This is a genomic window from Propionigenium maris DSM 9537 (genome assembly GCF_027925155.1).
Taxonomy (GTDB): Bacteria; Fusobacteriota; Fusobacteriia; order Fusobacteriales; family Fusobacteriaceae; genus Propionigenium; species Propionigenium maris.
In genome coordinates, this window is record NZ_BSDY01000009.1 from 21654 (window position 1) to 37330 (window position 15677).

The window sequence follows — 15677 nt, forward strand, 5'->3', positions numbered from 1 at the left end:
TACCCCTCTATATATTAGCTCCTTAAAGATTCCAGGATCTCATTAATATCATCTGATGTAGTAAATACTTTTATTACCTTCTCAACCCTCTTTAGATCCCCCTCCAGAACTGCAACCTCAAGGAGAGTTTTAAGTACATCTAAACGCTCTTCAGAATTGCTGAGGTTAAATCTTACTGGAATATCTTTCATCCTTAACTCCCTTCCTTGTCAATTTTTATTGAAACTCTCATATAAATTATCCATATAAAGTCTTCCTGTGATCTTTATAACTTTAATTTTCCCCTTTCAGCTTCCTCATCAAACTACTTAAGAGTGAGCCTGCTCAGGAATTAAAATATAGCATTACCTATATCTGAAACAGGTGACAATTGTCACCACACTTAAGGAAAACTTTTTGTAGAATTCAAATGTTTATTTGATAAGAGAGAATAAAAAAGAACTGTTAAAAAATTATTTAGACTATTAAGGTCAATTGGAGGTAGGAATTTGAAGAATTCAATAAAAAGATCTATCTATGAATATTTAATCTTTATTAAAAAAAGAGGTGAAATTAATGAGTCTGGTAGATATAGAAAATATGTATAAAAAGATTAAATGCCAATATAATATTTCAAGAATTGACGCCGTGATACTATATATGGTAAGCGAGGGAGAGAGGGTGGTCTATCACATGGCAAAAGTAGTTCATTATGATAGAACGGGAATAGTTAAAAGGGTCAAAAAATTAGAGGTAAAGAAACTTTTTATCTTCACAAATGGATGGTAAATCTAAAACACTCTTTTTAACTGAACAGGGAAGCTCAGTAGTAAAGAATATAAAGGAATATAGCTAGTACTTGAAGGAGTTTCAAAGGTGATAAGGTATTTATACAGAGAATTAAACACATCAGATAGAGATAAGGATTGGGTTGAAGATCTTGAATTTTTTCAGAGATGATAGAGTCTGAGAATTGGCAGTTTCTTTCAGGAAGTTAAAATCCATAAGGGACTGTTTGAATTATCAAAATGAAGAGACGGATACTACTTCGTTCTACACAAAAATGCTGTAGTGTGGCATATTTAGAAGAAGATAGAATTTAAAACCTCTCCTGGAAGAAAGCTGTAAATAGGAGATAAATTGTATATAAAATATACCTTATAAGTTAAAAGGAGCTTTAGATAGAGCTCCTTTTAACATCATTACTTTTCTATCTTCTCCTTATACTCATAGAACTTATCTAGATCTTTAATGGAGACCCTTCCGCCCTCTCTTGTTATTATATCCATATCTTCTAACTTATTTAACAGCCTCTGAAGATTTCTCAGGTTCATATTAAGTGCCCTGGATAATTCCTTGGTGGTTGAAGCTTCTATGGTTTTAATCTTGTCCAAGGCCTTTAAGATAAACTCCTCATCGGAATATACCAATCTTCCCATGAAGTAGGAACTCTCCCTGAGTTTTTCTTCAGCAGTTATCAGAATGATCTTTTTTAAAACTTCCTCCTTATTTTCTAACTCCATCTCCATTATTTTCCCAAGGGGAAGATAGACAATTACAGAATCCTCCCTAGGATATATATCAGTTCCGTATTCTGAATCTGTGTGAATATTTTTTTTGATTTTATCGGCGAAGCTCTGGGCTACCCTAAATATATCCCCTGTTCCTCTATAAGTATAAACCCCCTTGCCCTCTATAGTATATGTAACTACTTGGACACTTCCCTTGTATATGAAGCATGCCTTTACCTTATCTCCATCACTTTCAACTACCATCTCTCCTGCAGGAACTTCTCTAACCTCCATTAGGTCTTCAAAGGGAGTATTTATTAGTTCCTCTAGGTTAAGTTTAGAAAGCGTTTCTGCCTTAACCATCCTCTTACCTCATAAAATATCATTTTATCTACTTAATATAAGTTTATAATAAATGAGAGTAAAATCATATCTTTTTTTAAGGCTCCTATATCCATTTTAAGCCCACTTTATGTTCTAGGGGATGAGTTTATATCCATGACATAGTTAAAATCATTTTTAACTATTATCTTTTCTACTATAAGACAATAATTAAGAGGAGTTAAAAGGTTTTTTATCAATTCTGGAGTAAACAAAGGTATATTGAAAAATCAGGGAGGATACTATGGATAAACTTCGGTTAAATGACTCAGTGTGCCCTAGAGGAGATAATTCAACTGTTAATAGCGGAGCCTGCTTAGACTGCGATTACTGCTTTGGTTTTGATGAGGAAGGGCTTTTAATCTGTACATACGCTGAATTTGAAGAGGAGTGATTGCTGTCATCAAGGCTCTGAGTTTCTCCTCAGAGCTTTTTATATTGTAGGGTTTAAAGGCGAGAAGAAGTTAATAGGGGACAGCATTTAGGAGGACAGCTATGTTTAAGAAGATATTGTTGGGAGTTTTGGGAGTTGTAGTAACAGGTATTTTTGCTTTTATCTTTATTTTTATTCAGATGCGGTGGGTTGTAAAGGATCACTCCAAGGCAGAGCACCAGTATCTGGGTAACTTCTATAACTTGGGGATAAGGGAGTCTTCAGGGATAGTCCGTGGTAAGAAGTATGACGATATCTACTGGACCCATCCAGATGGGAGTGGTCTATACGGAGAGCAGAGGAACTACCTTTTTGCTTTCTACCTCTATGATTTTGAGGAGGGAAAGAGAAGAACCAGGAAGGTTGAACTAGAGGGGGCCAGCAACCTGGACTGGGGTGATATAACCATGGACTACAGTGGAAATATTATAATCGGGGATACAGGGGGCAACTACCTCTTTAGAAATATCTATGTCCTCTACAGGTTTATGGAGAGGAACCCTATCTTTAAAACCATCCCTAAATCGGAGATTGAGACTATACAGTTTAAGTTTCCCTACGATGAAAAGTATGATATAGAGGCTCTCTTCTATGCTGACAGCAGCATCTACCTCCTCACAAAGAACTTTGGAAAGACAAAGATGTACAGACTTGAGGAGGGTGATATTAAGACCGACAGGATAAATGTATTTGATTACATAGATGAATTCAAGTTCCTGGGGAATGTATGGGTAGCTGAGCTTGCCGATGCAGTGACTGGGGCAGCGGTATCTCTAGATGAAAGAACTCTTGCCATGCTTACCTATAAGGGGATCTGGATATTTGAGAGGGATAAGCCTGGAGAAAATTTCTTTAAGGAAAGGATCTTCTATATTCCCCTTAAGTGGGATGTAAGGGAAACAGGGAAGAAGTATGAAGCGGTAGACTTTGAGGATGATGAACACCTTATTATCACCACAGAACAAGGAGACCTTTACAGGGTAAAACTCTCAGAGAAAAAACTAGTGAGAGAACAGCTTCCTGAGGAGAAGGAGATAATAGAGGGATCCCAGGAGGAGGGAAAGGACAGTAAGGGGATCAGATATAAGGTTTGGAGTGCCTTTATGTGGGTGGCCTTCAAGTTCATGGACATATTGTTTGGAGATTAAAGGTCCGGTTTCCCGGATCTTTTTTATTGTTAAGGAAAGTATAGAATTTATTAAAAATTTTCATGAAGTAATTAGTATTCCAACTGATTATTAGGATGCAACGTCACGTTGCTTTTTATTATATCATTTTTATTTTTCTGTTTATAGGAATAGCATTTCCAAATGAATATTTATATATAAAAAAGAACCCCCTTTTAAGAGGCATCTTTTTTAGTCTATGCTTTCATATCTTGGTTCCCCTATAGTTTCCCTTATTACAAAGTTCTTAAAACCCTTGGAAAGGTAGTTGTGTCCCTCATCACTGTCTATAAATTCGTAGAATGCCCTCTCCATACTTGAGGTGTATATAAGCCCCAGTACTTGGGAGTTATTTGCTCCTTTTGGGTGAGCTATATCCTTCATATTTGGACTCAAGCTGTACCCGTCGCCGGAATATACTATAAACTTCCTCTTATCTATAGTATCGTCTATTGTGGTAAAGTAATAACTACAATCCTCTTGAGATTTCTCCCCAGATAAATTTTGACTATCTATCCTCTCAGCGATCTCTCTCAGTTCCCTGGAGAAATCCTTTGGGTCCTCACAGTTTAATTGAACTATCATTTTCATGGCACACCCCCTAAACTAAGTATTATGATTATATGTTTATTTTTAATAAGAATCAAGGGCCTTTTATAATTTAATTTTGTTATTCTAGCATTCAACAAATCCCTTTTAAAACCTTTTAAATTCAAAAACAGAAAACACTGATAAAGCCTTCAATATATCGTAATTTTAAAAGCAACAAAAACAACAAAATAAGTTATCACTAGAATTTTATTAGAGAAATATATTTATTTTTCATATGAATATCTAATAATTAAAGTTAACAGGAAAAATAAAATGGAGCTCTAAAGCTCCATTACGACAAAATAATTTTATAGATTACTAAGGCTTTTACCTACTTTAAATTTAACAACTTTTTTAGGGGCTACCTCTATAGTCTCTCCTGTCTTAGGGTTTTTAGCCTCTCTTGCTGCTCTTTCCACAACATAAAACTTTCCCCATCCTATAAAGTTAACCTCTCTATCCAAATGCAGGGAGTCCCCAAAGAGGTCTAATATATCATTTAAGACTCTCTCTGCCTCAGATTTATATTTAAACTTCCCCTTTTCAAAGTACCTTTCCATAAATTCCCTCTTAGTCACACTAAACCTCCATATATTTTTTCTCTATACTATGATTCTCTATCTTAGCTACTAGCTGATCGATAGTTATATTTTTTTCAACCATTAAGCTACTATCGATACTTTCCAGAAGCTTCAAGGCTCTCCTGCCTAAGTCATCAACTATATACACTCTAGGTTTATTGCCCATTACTTCCCTTACAGCACCCTTTCTTTTTAAAGTTGAAAGACTTCTTATTATATATGATCTATCCTTTAATAGAGCCTCCTTCAATTCCATAACTGTTGCACACCCCTCATTCATGGCATGTAAAATCATTACTTCGCTAAATGTTATGTGGGGGCTACATTGATTGTAGATCAACCTAAGCTTGGTGAAGGTTTTACTAATTTTAAAGATCACTACTCTTTCCTCCTGCAATATATTTTCTAATAGTTTATAAAATCTAAAAACTCATACCCAAGATAGTACAAAAACTGTGTATCCAGCCTTACTTCTCCTTTAAGTGCTTCCAGAACTCCCTCAAAAAGGCAGCCATACTTCCCAGAATTAATCCCATGACCAGTCCCATAACAACAATAAATTTTGATTTGGATCCTCCTACCGTCTCTGCAGGAGATATAACCCTTATCTGATCTGAATAGTATTGATTGGTGTATTCAAGATTCATTATATTGACATCATCTATTATATTGTTTAGTTTGTTGATTGTTTCCTCTATATTTTTTCTTACAGTATCAAGGGCTGCATCCGATACTGCCCTTATCTCGGAAAGGACTCTCTCCCTCTCCTTTATATCTACATTTATCTCCATAATCTTTGTATTAGCTTCCCTGTATCTATCTAAAAGATCTGTATAGTAGTCCTCTTCGGTGGAAATTTTTAGCCCCTCTCCCAGGGAAGGTAGTAGGACCTGGGTGCCCTCTGGCTTATACTCTTTTAGCATCCTTTCAAGAACTTCAGAGGTTCCCATTAATCTTTTTCTTTCCAGCTCCAATTCCCTTATCTGGTTTTTTAGTACCAGCTCCCTTCCAAAGGGGTCGTTAGTTACATTTTCTATAGCTATTCTAGAAGACACATTTCCCAAGTCAATCTCCTCTACACTCTTTAAAAACCTGGCTATATCCTCATAACTATAGCCGATCTGCTTTGAGATAAACCCCCTTCCACTAAGTCCCTGAGCACTTCTCATTATTTGAATCACACTCTCTCTTACTATAGCTACCCTGTCTACATAGTCATATCCACCAAGTTTGTCCAGCTCCATCTTGGGAAACACGGTGTTGTTGTTATATTTAAAGGCAAAGTAGTCTGTATACTCAGTTAACAGTGTATTTAAGATGTTTCTATCCAGTTCATTGTCGCCAGTCAATTTTAGTGTCACCACATAATCTGAAGGAGTGTACATGAATTTCTCACCCCTCTTGAGGCTTACCTCTGCTACCTTCGAAATATCATTTGGAGTGATCCCAGTTATCTCTACACCTGCTACGATATCTTTGGTTGTAAATCCCTCCCTCTTTAAGATTGGGTATCTTCTATAGACCCTGTTTAAAATTATAGAGTCTACTATCTCTGAACTGGAAAAGGCACTCCCATCGGGACTCTTGCCTGCTGAGATACCATCATAGTTATATCCTATGATAGCCCTTGCACTTTTGCTGCTCCTATCCACTACAACAGCCCCTACACACGATACTATAAACACCAGGACTGCTATCCCCACAATTAACACTTTATTCCTTATTAAGATTTTAAAGAGATCGATAAGGTCTATCTCTTCATTGGTCATTCCTATTATCTCGTTATTCTTAGCAACTTCTACCACTCTACTTCACTTCCTTCAACTGAATATATCTGCTCTTATAAATGTCTAAAAATTTGCATAAAAAAAAAGAGTCAACACTACCTTGATCATCGTTTCCTCTAAAAAAGTTTGGCAACTGGCTGTCATATCCTTTCTGGACTTAGACCCTCTAGCTTTGCGTCACAATGTTTCCATCATTTTGCCTTTTTCAGAATTCTATTTAATTTTATAGATTTCTTCTTGGACACCCTCCCTTCGAGCTCCCCTAGTGATAGGTAGTTCTTATAACTCTTATCTTAAACTCATTTTTCTTATAAGCTTCAATGGCCTTATCTATGTCTTCAGGAGGTACTTCCGAAAAAACTCTATATATCAACTTATATTCATACTCCTCCATCTTTTTGATTGCCTTTGAGTCCAGTTTAAATCTCTTAAAAATTTCTTCAATAATCTCTTCCCTACTCATTCTCTCCCTCCACAGAAAATCATTGGACCTTTTACTAAACTTCATACTCTCTGTAACTCTGGTATAGCTTCTTCTCCCCTAAGGCCGACAAACCTTACATGCTACTAACCTTCTCTTCTTGGCTGTGGCAACGGAGTAAAGATCCCCATCACTCTCAGCATAGCGACAGCCAACTCTATGGTATCTTTTCTTTGATATCGCTACCAGATACTCACCCTTTAGTAACTTATCCTTCAGGAGTCTTTCCTTGGCTATACCCTTACTCCCAATGGTATCTGGTTCCACACTCTTTTTTTTGCACTGTAACTTCACTCCTATAAAAACAATAGGAATACTCAATAGTAACATCAATACCATAATCTCTCCCCTATATAAAAAGACAAACAAAAAAAGAGCTTATAAACGATAATCTCCTCTAAAAAAGCCGGTAACTGGCTGTCATATCCTTTCTGGACTTAGACCCTCTAGCTTTGCGTCACAATGTTTCCATTATTTTGCCTTTTTCAGAATATTTTATTTATTCTACCGCTGAACCACCTTACTATGGAATAGATACTCAAAGTAAAATACGATTTATACCTTCAATTCCCCCTTTAAAACCCATTCCTTCTACCTTTCTTAATCGTAGAAGGAATAGCTAATATTTTCAATATACTAGAAAAAAAAAATTAGTTCAATGGTTTTTTAATAATAAACAAAACTTATGAATACGAAACCCTTACATCCCCTCCTAAAAATATGATACATTCATAATATAAATATTATTTTTTAATCACTGAAGTAAGGATATATTCATTAAAAATAATAAAATTAAATTTTACTTAAAAAGTGTAAAGTGAAGAAAAGATGTTTTTAGTTTATTTTTAAGATATAAATTTATCACATATCTAAATGTTGTTTTATCTCCTATACCGATGTGCCTATTAAGATACTCCAATCTTACTCCAGCACTTCCTTAACTAATTTAATCTACTCTTAAGAAGGGGCTTTCAATAATGTTAGAGGATACTGTATAATATTTATGAGTATGAGGGAAGGCGGTAGAGAGATGAGAGAAGTAGTAGATAAAATTATAGAGGCAGGAAGCGAGATCCCCAGAAGGGACATTTTAAATAAGGTATGGGTTCACACCGCTTTGGAGTTTCAAAGGGTAGCTGAACTCCTCACAGACTATGGGAGGGAGTATGAGGGTACCTACCTTATAGGAGCTGAACACATGAATCAGCTATACAGATATCTGGAGAGAGTGAAAAGAATAAGAGCATACTTCTATGAAATTTCAGAGGAGCAGCTGCCAGATATTTTGAGACCTCCTGTTGTAGAGGAGGGAGAGATCTTAAAGATTAAGAGGGAGATAAAACCTTCCTTCAATAATACCAAGGAAAAAGTTATCATCCATATAACCTTTGAAAATTGCAGAGCAAAACATATAGAGGCCGATGGCCGAATAATCATCGTTATAGCAGATAACTTTAATGAGTTCACTGAAAAGGTAAGTAAATAAAGACAGCCGGCTAATTAAGCCGGCTGAAAATATCTAAAGTTATTTTATAGAAAGACTTTATTTATATACTCTGAAGCCATGGCAGCTAGGCATCCTCCATAGGTTAGGGTAAACTCTATCCTGCCATTAACAAAATATTCCTCAGAGGAATCTGTTATATCCAAAATGAGGTGATCACTGCTTCCACCTAGTATAATAATATCACTGTCCATAGGAGTTAAATGGTCAAGCGAAACATCTTGCTTTCCCAAAGCACATATAGCACGCCTTCTAACCCCTCTGTCTACAAAAACTGGCCTTTCTCCAAAGGAGTCCAGCCCTCTCCTTCCTATAGGAATGGAAGGCTTCATTCTGATCTCCACAATTTCAGCTTCCAGCCTGAATATATCGGTGTCAAGGCCCCTGATGGGTTTATCATCTAAACCTATTCCCATTAGCAGGGAGGCTCCCAGCCTCAGCTGGTTGATCCCTACTGGAAAGGAAGTGTCTTCAAATAAGGTAAGAGATCCTGAATTCCCTCCAGAGACAACCTTTAAGGATAGAGCAAACCTCTCCTCCAGTGCAGATTTAACCTCTATTAATCTGCTTAAATTTTCCCTTGTGGGAAACACACCTCCATAACATGTAAGGTTGCTTCCGATTCCAAGGAGTCTAACCCCACGGAGACTTACTATTTCTTCAACGGTTTCAAATATCTCCTTTCTGTAAAATATTCCTTCCCTCAGATCTCCTAGATCTACCATTAGAATAATATCATAGATCTTATTTTGTCTAAGGGCCTCCTCTGCCAATACTCTTATTGTGGACGGCTCAGAAACCAGGGAGATATCTGAAAATTTAACTATTTTTTCAGCCTGACTGGCCATTGGAATCCTGATAAGCATCTTGGGAACTGGGATCTTGGACATCCTTTCAAGATTTTCAATTCTTGAATCAGCTAAGATTTCAACTCCAGCCTCTACAAGAGTCATTCCTATAGTTTCATTGCCACAAACCATTTTTGTGACGCCGGCTACCTCTACTCCCCTTTCCTGGCACCTTCTCACCATCTCACGGGTATTTCTCTCAATTTTTTTTAAATCTATTACTAACTTCGGGTAGGTCATCCTTTATCCTCCAGAGCAACTATAAAGCAGGTAAAATAGGGCCACTGCTCCTGGATAGATAGTATCTATTTAATATAAAGTTCAATCTCTAAAAATCAACTGCGAAAGTTTCGCCACCAAGGATACCATCCCTCCTGGAGCATATCAGACAAGGTTTCCCTCAAATATATCCTCCAAAAAAATTCCCATTGAGGTGACCGTACTCCAAGACATTGTCTACCTCGATTCTCCTTGAACTTTTAATTAAACCTGCCACCTGTGCTCCCCTCCTGCTTTTAGAAAACCACCCTTAATTATCTCAAATTACCCTTAAGTAGATTGATCATTAAATAAAAAATAACTTAGTTCTAGTTTACCCCATAATAGTAGGAATACGAAAAGTTATATTTTTATTCCCTTATCAACATGTGAGGTGGAAGGCCCCCACCTTTCTCTCTGTATCCAGACTATTGTATATATCCATCCCCTTCCTGCTATCCTGTATATAATAATCTATATTCAGATCCCTCAGTTTTTCTATCACCTCTGGATCCACCCTCATCTGTCCATAGTAGCCAGTTCCAATGACCAGGGCCTCAGGCCTGTACTCCAGTATATCCTCTATATCCTTAAGCTGCAGTAGGTGTCCCTCTTCCCTCCACCATGGAGACCTTATCCTTTCTGGAAATATTACAACATCTGAAGTAAAGGTACTCCCCGACACAGTCATCCTTCCAAAGGCATACTTCTCTATTTTCATCCTATACACCCCTCCCTTTACAGTTACTTTGAGTCCTCTGATATAACTATTCTAAACTCTCCTCCCACCTCCTTCTATTTTTATAGGAAGCCCCATACTCTATCCTATTAGCTACACAGGACAACAAAATTGAACTATATACAACGTATATGATTAAGTTGACTTTTTCTCAATAAAATTATAAAATATTCTATTGGTGTTATTTTTTTGTAACAAATGTTAATTAAAGCAGTATTTTTAGTATGAAGAGGTGCAATTGATGAAAAAGTTATTAAAGTTTTCCCTTATAGGGGGAGCAGGAGCAGCAGTGGCTGTTTCCCTGTTTATTCTAGCCATGGTTGTAGGGGCTTTAAGAAGCCTGCCAGATGTGGAAAAACTGGTGGAATCCTATGCCCCGTCCCTTCCCACAACTATCTATGATTCCGAGGGAAGGGTAGTTGATCTTATCTCAAGGGAGATGCGGGAAGAGGTGGATATGGACGAGATCCCCCAGCATGTTAAGGATGCCTTTGTGGCTATTGAGGATAGAAGGTTCTATAGACATCCCGGCCTGGATCCCATAAGGCTGGGAAAGGCTACCCTGGTGAACCTCTCCAAGGGAAGGTTTGCCCAGGGGGGAAGTACCATTACCCAGCAGCTGGCTAAGAACGCCTTTCTCAGCAATGAAAAGAAGCTTATGAGAAAGGTCAAGGAGGCCCTCATAGCCCTGGAGATCGAAAAAAGGTACAGCAAGGAGGAGATCCTGAAAAAATACATGAATGAGATCTACTTTGGTTCAGGTTTCTACGGAATAGAAACAGCTTCCCAGTCCTTCTTCGGAAAAAAGGTGTCTGAGCTAAGCCTTCCAGAAGCAGCATTGCTGGCTGGAATTCCAAACAGGCCATCCTACTACAATCCCAGAAGAAACCTGGAAAATGCAGTAAGGAGATCCCACCTGGTACTTCTGCAGATGAGGAAGCAGGGACTTATAGGTGAGAAGGATTATGATGAAGCTCTAAAGCATAGCTTCTTTAATCAGGGAGAGACTCCTAAAGATCTTAAAGAGAGTAAGAATTCTTCAGTTATTCTGGCTAGAAACAGCAGAAACCATCTAAAATCACCAGACTTTACAGATATAATTGAGAGAAAGCTCTTTGAACTATTTGATGAGAACCAGATATATGAGGAGGGGCTTCAGGTATATACCTCTTTGGACCTGGATATGCAGAGGGCAGCTCTGGAAACCTTCAATAACTATCAGCCCTTGAAGAATAATCCCAATCTTCAGGGGGCTCTTATAACAATCGATTCCTCCAATGGATATGTAAAGAGTATTGTAGGGGGAAAAAACTTTAAGGGTGGAAACTTCAACAGAGCCACAAGAGCTTTGAGGCAGCCTGGATCAGCATTTAAGCCCTTTGTATACTTTACAGCCCTTGAAGAGGGAATCCCCATGAATGCAGTAAGGGAGGATTCTGAATTAACCTTTGGAAGATGGAGGCCCCAAAACTACGGTAAGAACTTTGTTGGGGATATAACCCTTCTGGAGGCCATGGAAAAATCCATAAATATTATAGCCATCAAGCTCCTCAAGGAGGTTGGTATAAACAGCGTTATTAAAAATGTTGAAAAAACAGGAGCAGAGATGGAGATCCCAAGGGATCTTACTGCAGCCCTTGGAACTATGACTACAACCCCTCAGGAACTTGCAACTGCCTACCTTCCATTTTCCAATGGAGGATTTGAGGTGGAACCTATATTCATAACCAAGATTCTCAACAGAGATGGACAGATCCTCTATGAGAGGCAGGTTAAGAGGAGAAGGGTCTTTGAGAGTACAGATGTCTCCCTCATTGTACATATGATGAAGGATGTAGTTGCCAATGGTTCCGGTAGAAGAGCTAGAGTGGTAGGAAGAGACGGATCCCCTATAGAACAGGGGGGAAAAACAGGAACTACAAATGATTTCAGATCGGCATGGTATGCAGGGATTACTCCTGAATATGTTACCACCCTCTATGTGGGTTATGATGACAACTCCTCTATGTCCCCAGGCTACACTGGTGGTTCCCTGGCAGCTCCTCTTTGGAGAAACTACTATCAGAGACTTATCAATAAAGGGATCTATAAGCCTGGAAGGTTTGAGTTTATGGAGGAACACATAAGAAAGGGAGACCTTGTCCTGGTAGATATAGATTCCAGAACTGGTCTTGCAGGGGAACCCACCACTGGTTCCAGAAGAACTGGTCTCTTTAAAAAGGGACAGGAACCACAGGAGAAAAGACCTAGCCGTTTCCTCAGATTCAAAGGGTTCTTCAGCGGAGAGGAGAAGGAGCCTAGCTTTTCAGGAAGAAGAAGCTGGGAGGATCCCCTCACTCCAGAACCTGTAGACTCTAAAATTAAGGTGGAAAATTCACAAACTACAGAGGGGCTCCCTGTTGGGATGAATAACGATGAAAATGTTGCCAAAGGTCTGGAGGATCTATCAGAGGAAACAGTAAATCATGAAACTGAGACCCAAGTTCAGAAAGAGGTAGAGGAGCAGGCTGACAAGATAATAGACACTTCAGATACCCAGGTAGTGGTGGAGGAAGTCTCTTCAGAGATAAACTCTGAAGCTCAAAGCACAGAAGAGGTCTCTTCCCAGGAAAATTCTGAAGGTGAAGATATAGAAGCAAAAGAGGGAACACCTTCTCTCTCTGAAGAAAAGGATAGCCTTCAGATAAAAAATAAACATTAAAATAAAGATCCACAGTCTGTGCAAACCTTATACAGACTGTGGATCTTTTTGAAATATACTACTTATGGGAGTAGCCCTTCTCCTTCTTTCTCCGTCCCCTATACTTAGCTGTTCTCAGCTCTAGGATATACTCCCTCTTATGGGGCATATCCGTCATCTCAGCATGGCTTACAGCCAGTTCTACATCATAGGGAACCCTTATAAGGGATATTGAAAGGGGATTCTCCTCCATGGAGCCGTAGTTTCCCTCTAGTATTGCATAGGATGCCTGGGGGATCTCCAGGGGATTTCCCACACTTCCCACATTAAAGAGGGTCTTATTGTTAAAGTTGTCTATGTGAGCTCCGTGGATATCTCCATATCCCACTACATCTGCCTCCCTATCCAGAGATTTTGTTCCCCTAAAGAGCTTCATCCTCTCCTCCGTTTCAGTGTGGAGGTATACCCTATGAAAGAGATCGTTGGGGGAAGCATGACAGAGACGAATAAGCTTACCACTCATATAAAACTCGGTATATAGGGGCAGGTTCTTCAAGTACTCCAGTCTTTTAGGTCCCAACTGCTCCTGATACCAGGCAAACTTCTCCTCACCCATTGTCTCAGCAAGGAAGTGATCCCAGTTCCCCTTTATCACCATCTCACACCTCTCCCTGATTGTATCCACTGCCTGGGCTGAGTTGGGTCCCTTTCCAGCAAGATCCCCCAGACAGAATATCCTTGGGATTCCCCTTCTCTCTATATCCTCCAATACGGCCTCCAAAGCCGGAATGTTTCCATGGATGTCTGAAATAATCGCAACTCTCTCCATTCTGACCTCTCCTTTATGAAAATTTGATTCAAGTTAATAAAATCATGGAAGGATTTCCCTCCACTACTAATAATTCTACCCTCATCTCAGGTTTCCTCAAAGAAAAATTCAATAAAAGCAACGTAATGTTACATCCTGATAATCATTTTTAACACTAATTACTTCATGTAAATTTCTTATACTCTAGACTCTCCTTAATAAAAAACGCTATCCCCCTTCTAATTATATGCAATGGCCTTTAGTATTACAATAATCTATCTCTACTTTCCTTAAAAATAAAAAGGGACTGGAGTTATCTCCAGTCCTTAATTACATAAATTGCCTATCTTGCAATTATCTCTATCTCTACTCTTCTGTTGTTCTCTCTTCCCTGGGAAGTTGAGTTAGTAGTTAGTGGATACTTAGATCCAAATCCTTCTGTAGTTAATCTACTCCCCTGTACTCCTCTAGACTTCAGATACTTTGCTACACTGTCAGCTCTATCCTTGGAAAGGGTCATATTGTATGAATCCTTTCCTGTGTTATCTGTGTGCCCTGAGACGAATACACTTGTTTCATCGTATTCCTTCAGAACCTTTGCCACAGAATCCAGTACCTCATAGAAGTTGCTGTTTATATCTGAACTGCTAGACTTAAACGTAAGGTTTCCTGGCATAACCAGTTCCAGCTTATTTCCGTTTCTCTTTAGGGAAACACCAGTTCTTTGTAGCTCAGCTCTTAACGCTGTCTCCTGTCTGTCAAAGTAGTAACCAAGTCCCGCTCCAGCTAAGGCACCTACAGCTACTCCTGTCAGGGTAGACTCTGTGTCCTTTCCAGCCAGCTGACCTGTAGCAGCTCCAGCCAGGGCTCCCCCTAGGGCATACTTACTGCTGTTACTGAACTGCTCCTCTCCTGTATATGGATCTATACTCTTACATCCTCCTACTATTAATACTCCTAATAATAAAAGTGATATCTTCTTCTTCAATTATCTTCACCTCGTCTTTCTTAAATTCCTCTTAAGTTAGATACATTATATTGGATTAGTGTGAGGTTTTTGTGATGTAAAAAATGTACTCTTTTCAAAACTTTTTTATCCTTCTTAAAAAACTCTATTCTCTAACTCTTTCCTCCCATCATGATGCCTTTCAGTACACTTCAAACGCTCTTCAAAACTTTATAGCAACTATAGACAATTTTTTCTAAAATATACAATTCTCTGTGTCAGTAATTAGAGGACCTTCCCTATTGAAGGCACGACATCTGGCGTGGTTCTATTCACTATTTCAGGGTATATTTTTACTTGTTAAAGGTTCAAAAAGAAATACCATGCTATTTTTGATCCTTTTTGATTGAAGGTATATTGAGATTTTAACAGATGGAGAAATCCAGATAAATCTCAATAGAAATCTTAAAAACACCTTATTAAGAAACTTTTAAGGACAAAATTTTAGAGAAATTCAGTCAACAGTTAAAACTATCAATTTAAACAAAGATTTTTTAAGGAGATTTAATTATGAAGAAGATAATAGCAACAGTTTTTTTACTTATGTCCATTTCAGCCCTGGCTGGAGAGAGATGGGAAGCAGCAGACCTGGGAAAGTACAAGGTAAATCCAATATCTATTGAGAGACCCTTTAAAAATGAGTATGTCTTTGAGTTCGACATCAAATATATGGAGGACAGTGCCCCGGGAATGGATCACGATATCAGACTTACCATTGGAGATAAAATTATCGATGTACAGGATCTAAAGGTACTTACTACTACAGACTGCACCAACCAAAGTGCAATTGTGAAGCTTACTGTACCAAAGAACTTTTCTGAAATAGATTTTGACGGTATCAGCTTTATAAATAAGAGAAGCAGGAAGATAGATAAAACATTTGATATGTCAGGGGTTTAAAGAAATCTTATCTGTCAATAGAGG

The 15677-nt window shown here is 38.3% G+C and carries 18 protein-coding genes and 2 riboswitches; of the genes, 6 read left to right on the plus strand and 12 right to left on the minus strand.

Going from position 1 to position 15677, the window contains the following annotated elements; all coding sequences use genetic code 11:
• Positions 1–14: 14 nt before the first annotated feature.
• Positions 15–191: a hypothetical protein gene (locus QMG11_RS10455; RefSeq protein WP_281835790.1), complete on the minus strand. Its 177-nt coding sequence runs from the start codon at positions 189–191 to the stop codon at positions 15–17.
• A 364-nt stretch (positions 192–555) separates the two neighbouring features.
• On the opposite strand from QMG11_RS10455, the gene QMG11_RS10460 reads away from it, so the two are divergent.
• On the plus strand, positions 556–768 hold the full coding sequence (locus QMG11_RS10460; RefSeq protein WP_281835792.1) for a hypothetical protein: 213 nt from the start codon (positions 556–558) through the stop codon (positions 766–768).
• A gap of 413 nt (positions 769–1181) precedes the next feature.
• On the opposite strand, the gene QMG11_RS10465 is transcribed toward QMG11_RS10460, so the two are convergent.
• Positions 1182–1853: a Crp/Fnr family transcriptional regulator gene (locus tag QMG11_RS10465; protein WP_281835793.1), complete on the minus strand. Its 672-nt coding sequence runs from the start codon at positions 1851–1853 to the stop codon at positions 1182–1184.
• Positions 1854–2115: 262 nt separating this feature from the next.
• Between QMG11_RS10465 and QMG11_RS10470 the strand changes: the two genes are divergently transcribed.
• Together QMG11_RS10470 and QMG11_RS10475 are read left to right on the plus strand one after the other, a co-directional pair.
• Positions 2116–2265 carry a hypothetical protein gene (locus QMG11_RS10470; RefSeq protein ID WP_281835795.1) on the plus strand — a complete coding sequence of 50 codons (150 nt, stop codon included), beginning with the start codon at positions 2116–2118 and terminating at the stop codon, positions 2263–2265.
• Positions 2266–2366: 101 nt separating this feature from the next.
• The gene (locus QMG11_RS10475) at positions 2367–3452 is read left to right on the plus strand and encodes a hypothetical protein (protein ID WP_281835797.1); all 1086 of its coding nucleotides are present in this window, start codon (positions 2367–2369) and stop codon (positions 3450–3452) included.
• Positions 3453–3662: 210 nt separating this feature from the next.
• Here QMG11_RS10475 and QMG11_RS10480 read toward each other — a convergent pair whose 3' ends face one another.
• From QMG11_RS10480 to QMG11_RS10505, 6 genes are all read right to left on the minus strand, one after another.
• Complete coding sequence (locus tag QMG11_RS10480; RefSeq protein WP_281835799.1) at positions 3663–4061, minus strand: hypothetical protein; 399 nt, start codon at positions 4059–4061, stop codon at positions 3663–3665.
• A gap of 308 nt (positions 4062–4369) precedes the next feature.
• The gene (locus QMG11_RS10485; protein WP_281835801.1) at positions 4370–4639 is read right to left on the minus strand and encodes an HU family DNA-binding protein; all 270 of its coding nucleotides are present in this window, start codon (positions 4637–4639) and stop codon (positions 4370–4372) included.
• Position 4640: 1 nt separating this feature from the next.
• Positions 4641–5021: a helix-turn-helix domain-containing protein gene (locus QMG11_RS10490; protein WP_281835802.1), complete on the minus strand. Its 381-nt coding sequence runs from the start codon at positions 5019–5021 to the stop codon at positions 4641–4643.
• An 88-nt stretch (positions 5022–5109) separates the two neighbouring features.
• Entirely contained in the window at positions 5110–6447 is a 1338-nt protein-coding gene (locus tag QMG11_RS10495) for a Wzz/FepE/Etk N-terminal domain-containing protein (RefSeq protein ID WP_281835803.1), read from the minus strand.
• 107 nt (positions 6448–6554) lie between these two features.
• A riboswitch (cyclic di-GMP riboswitch) is annotated at positions 6555–6640 on the minus strand.
• Between the two features lie 51 nt (positions 6641–6691).
• Entirely contained in the window at positions 6692–6892 is a 201-nt protein-coding gene (locus QMG11_RS10500; protein WP_281835804.1) for a hypothetical protein, read from the minus strand.
• Positions 6893–6970: 78 nt separating this feature from the next.
• A complete protein-coding gene (locus QMG11_RS10505; RefSeq protein ID WP_281835806.1) occupies positions 6971–7249 on the minus strand; it encodes a hypothetical protein in 279 nt (92 codons plus the stop codon).
• Positions 7250–7315: 66 nt separating this feature from the next.
• Positions 7316–7401, minus strand: a riboswitch (cyclic di-GMP riboswitch).
• A gap of 539 nt (positions 7402–7940) precedes the next feature.
• Between QMG11_RS10505 and QMG11_RS10510 the strand changes: the two genes are divergently transcribed.
• Positions 7941–8396, plus strand: coding sequence for a hypothetical protein (locus tag QMG11_RS10510; protein ID WP_281835808.1), 456 nt, complete (start codon positions 7941–7943; stop codon positions 8394–8396).
• Between the two features lie 44 nt (positions 8397–8440).
• Here the strand turns inward: QMG11_RS10510 and orr are convergent, their stop codons facing one another.
• Positions 8441–9502, minus strand: coding sequence for an ornithine racemase Orr (gene orr / locus QMG11_RS10515; RefSeq protein ID WP_281835821.1), 1062 nt, complete (start codon positions 9500–9502; stop codon positions 8441–8443).
• A 400-nt stretch (positions 9503–9902) separates the two neighbouring features.
• Positions 9903–10241, minus strand: coding sequence for an Mth938-like domain-containing protein (locus QMG11_RS10520; protein WP_281835822.1), 339 nt, complete (start codon positions 10239–10241; stop codon positions 9903–9905).
• A gap of 259 nt (positions 10242–10500) precedes the next feature.
• Between QMG11_RS10520 and QMG11_RS10525 the strand changes: the two genes are divergently transcribed.
• Complete coding sequence (locus QMG11_RS10525) at positions 10501–12960, plus strand: transglycosylase domain-containing protein (RefSeq protein WP_281835823.1); 2460 nt, start codon at positions 10501–10503, stop codon at positions 12958–12960.
• Between the two features lie 58 nt (positions 12961–13018).
• On the opposite strand, the gene QMG11_RS10530 is transcribed toward QMG11_RS10525, so the two are convergent.
• Entirely contained in the window at positions 13019–13768 is a 750-nt protein-coding gene (locus tag QMG11_RS10530) for a metallophosphoesterase family protein (protein WP_281835824.1), read from the minus strand.
• A gap of 322 nt (positions 13769–14090) precedes the next feature.
• Positions 14091–14735, minus strand: a complete 645-nt coding sequence (locus QMG11_RS10535) for a YiaD family glycine zipper/OmpA-like lipoprotein (RefSeq protein ID WP_281835825.1) — start codon at positions 14733–14735, stop codon at positions 14091–14093.
• A 528-nt stretch (positions 14736–15263) separates the two neighbouring features.
• On the opposite strand from QMG11_RS10535, the gene QMG11_RS10540 reads away from it, so the two are divergent.
• Positions 15264–15653, plus strand: a complete 390-nt coding sequence (locus tag QMG11_RS10540; RefSeq protein WP_281835827.1) for a hypothetical protein — start codon at positions 15264–15266, stop codon at positions 15651–15653.
• Positions 15654–15677 lie beyond the last annotated feature (24 nt).

What these genes read in the sequence shown, in the direction of transcription:
- QMG11_RS10475 (WP_281835797.1), top strand. Translation starts at nt 2,367, where the DNA reads ATGTTTAAGAAGATATTGTTGGGAGTTTTGGGAGTTGTAGTAACAGGT.
- QMG11_RS10520 (WP_281835822.1), bottom strand. Translation starts at nt 10,241, where the DNA reads ATGAAAATAGAGAAGTATGCCTTTGGAAGGATGACTGTGTCGGGGAGT.
- QMG11_RS10500 (WP_281835804.1), bottom strand. Translation starts at nt 6,892, where the DNA reads ATGAGTAGGGAAGAGATTATTGAAGAAATTTTTAAGAGATTTAAACTG.
- QMG11_RS10460 (WP_281835792.1), top strand. Translation starts at nt 556, where the DNA reads ATGAGTCTGGTAGATATAGAAAATATGTATAAAAAGATTAAATGCCAA.
- QMG11_RS10465 (WP_281835793.1), bottom strand. Translation starts at nt 1,853, where the DNA reads ATGGTTAAGGCAGAAACGCTTTCTAAACTTAACCTAGAGGAACTAATA.
- orr (WP_281835821.1), bottom strand. Translation starts at nt 9,502, where the DNA reads ATGACCTACCCGAAGTTAGTAATAGATTTAAAAAAAATTGAGAGAAAT.
- QMG11_RS10470 (WP_281835795.1), top strand. Translation starts at nt 2,116, where the DNA reads ATGGATAAACTTCGGTTAAATGACTCAGTGTGCCCTAGAGGAGATAAT.
- QMG11_RS10455 (WP_281835790.1), bottom strand. Translation starts at nt 191, where the DNA reads ATGAAAGATATTCCAGTAAGATTTAACCTCAGCAATTCTGAAGAGCGT.
- QMG11_RS10525 (WP_281835823.1), top strand. Translation starts at nt 10,501, where the DNA reads ATGAAAAAGTTATTAAAGTTTTCCCTTATAGGGGGAGCAGGAGCAGCA.
- QMG11_RS10505 (WP_281835806.1), bottom strand. Translation starts at nt 7,249, where the DNA reads ATGGTATTGATGTTACTATTGAGTATTCCTATTGTTTTTATAGGAGTG.
- QMG11_RS10480 (WP_281835799.1), bottom strand. Translation starts at nt 4,061, where the DNA reads ATGAAAATGATAGTTCAATTAAACTGTGAGGACCCAAAGGATTTCTCC.
- QMG11_RS10510 (WP_281835808.1), top strand. Translation starts at nt 7,941, where the DNA reads ATGAGAGAAGTAGTAGATAAAATTATAGAGGCAGGAAGCGAGATCCCC.
- QMG11_RS10540 (WP_281835827.1), top strand. Translation starts at nt 15,264, where the DNA reads ATGAAGAAGATAATAGCAACAGTTTTTTTACTTATGTCCATTTCAGCC.
- QMG11_RS10530 (WP_281835824.1), bottom strand. Translation starts at nt 13,768, where the DNA reads ATGGAGAGAGTTGCGATTATTTCAGACATCCATGGAAACATTCCGGCT.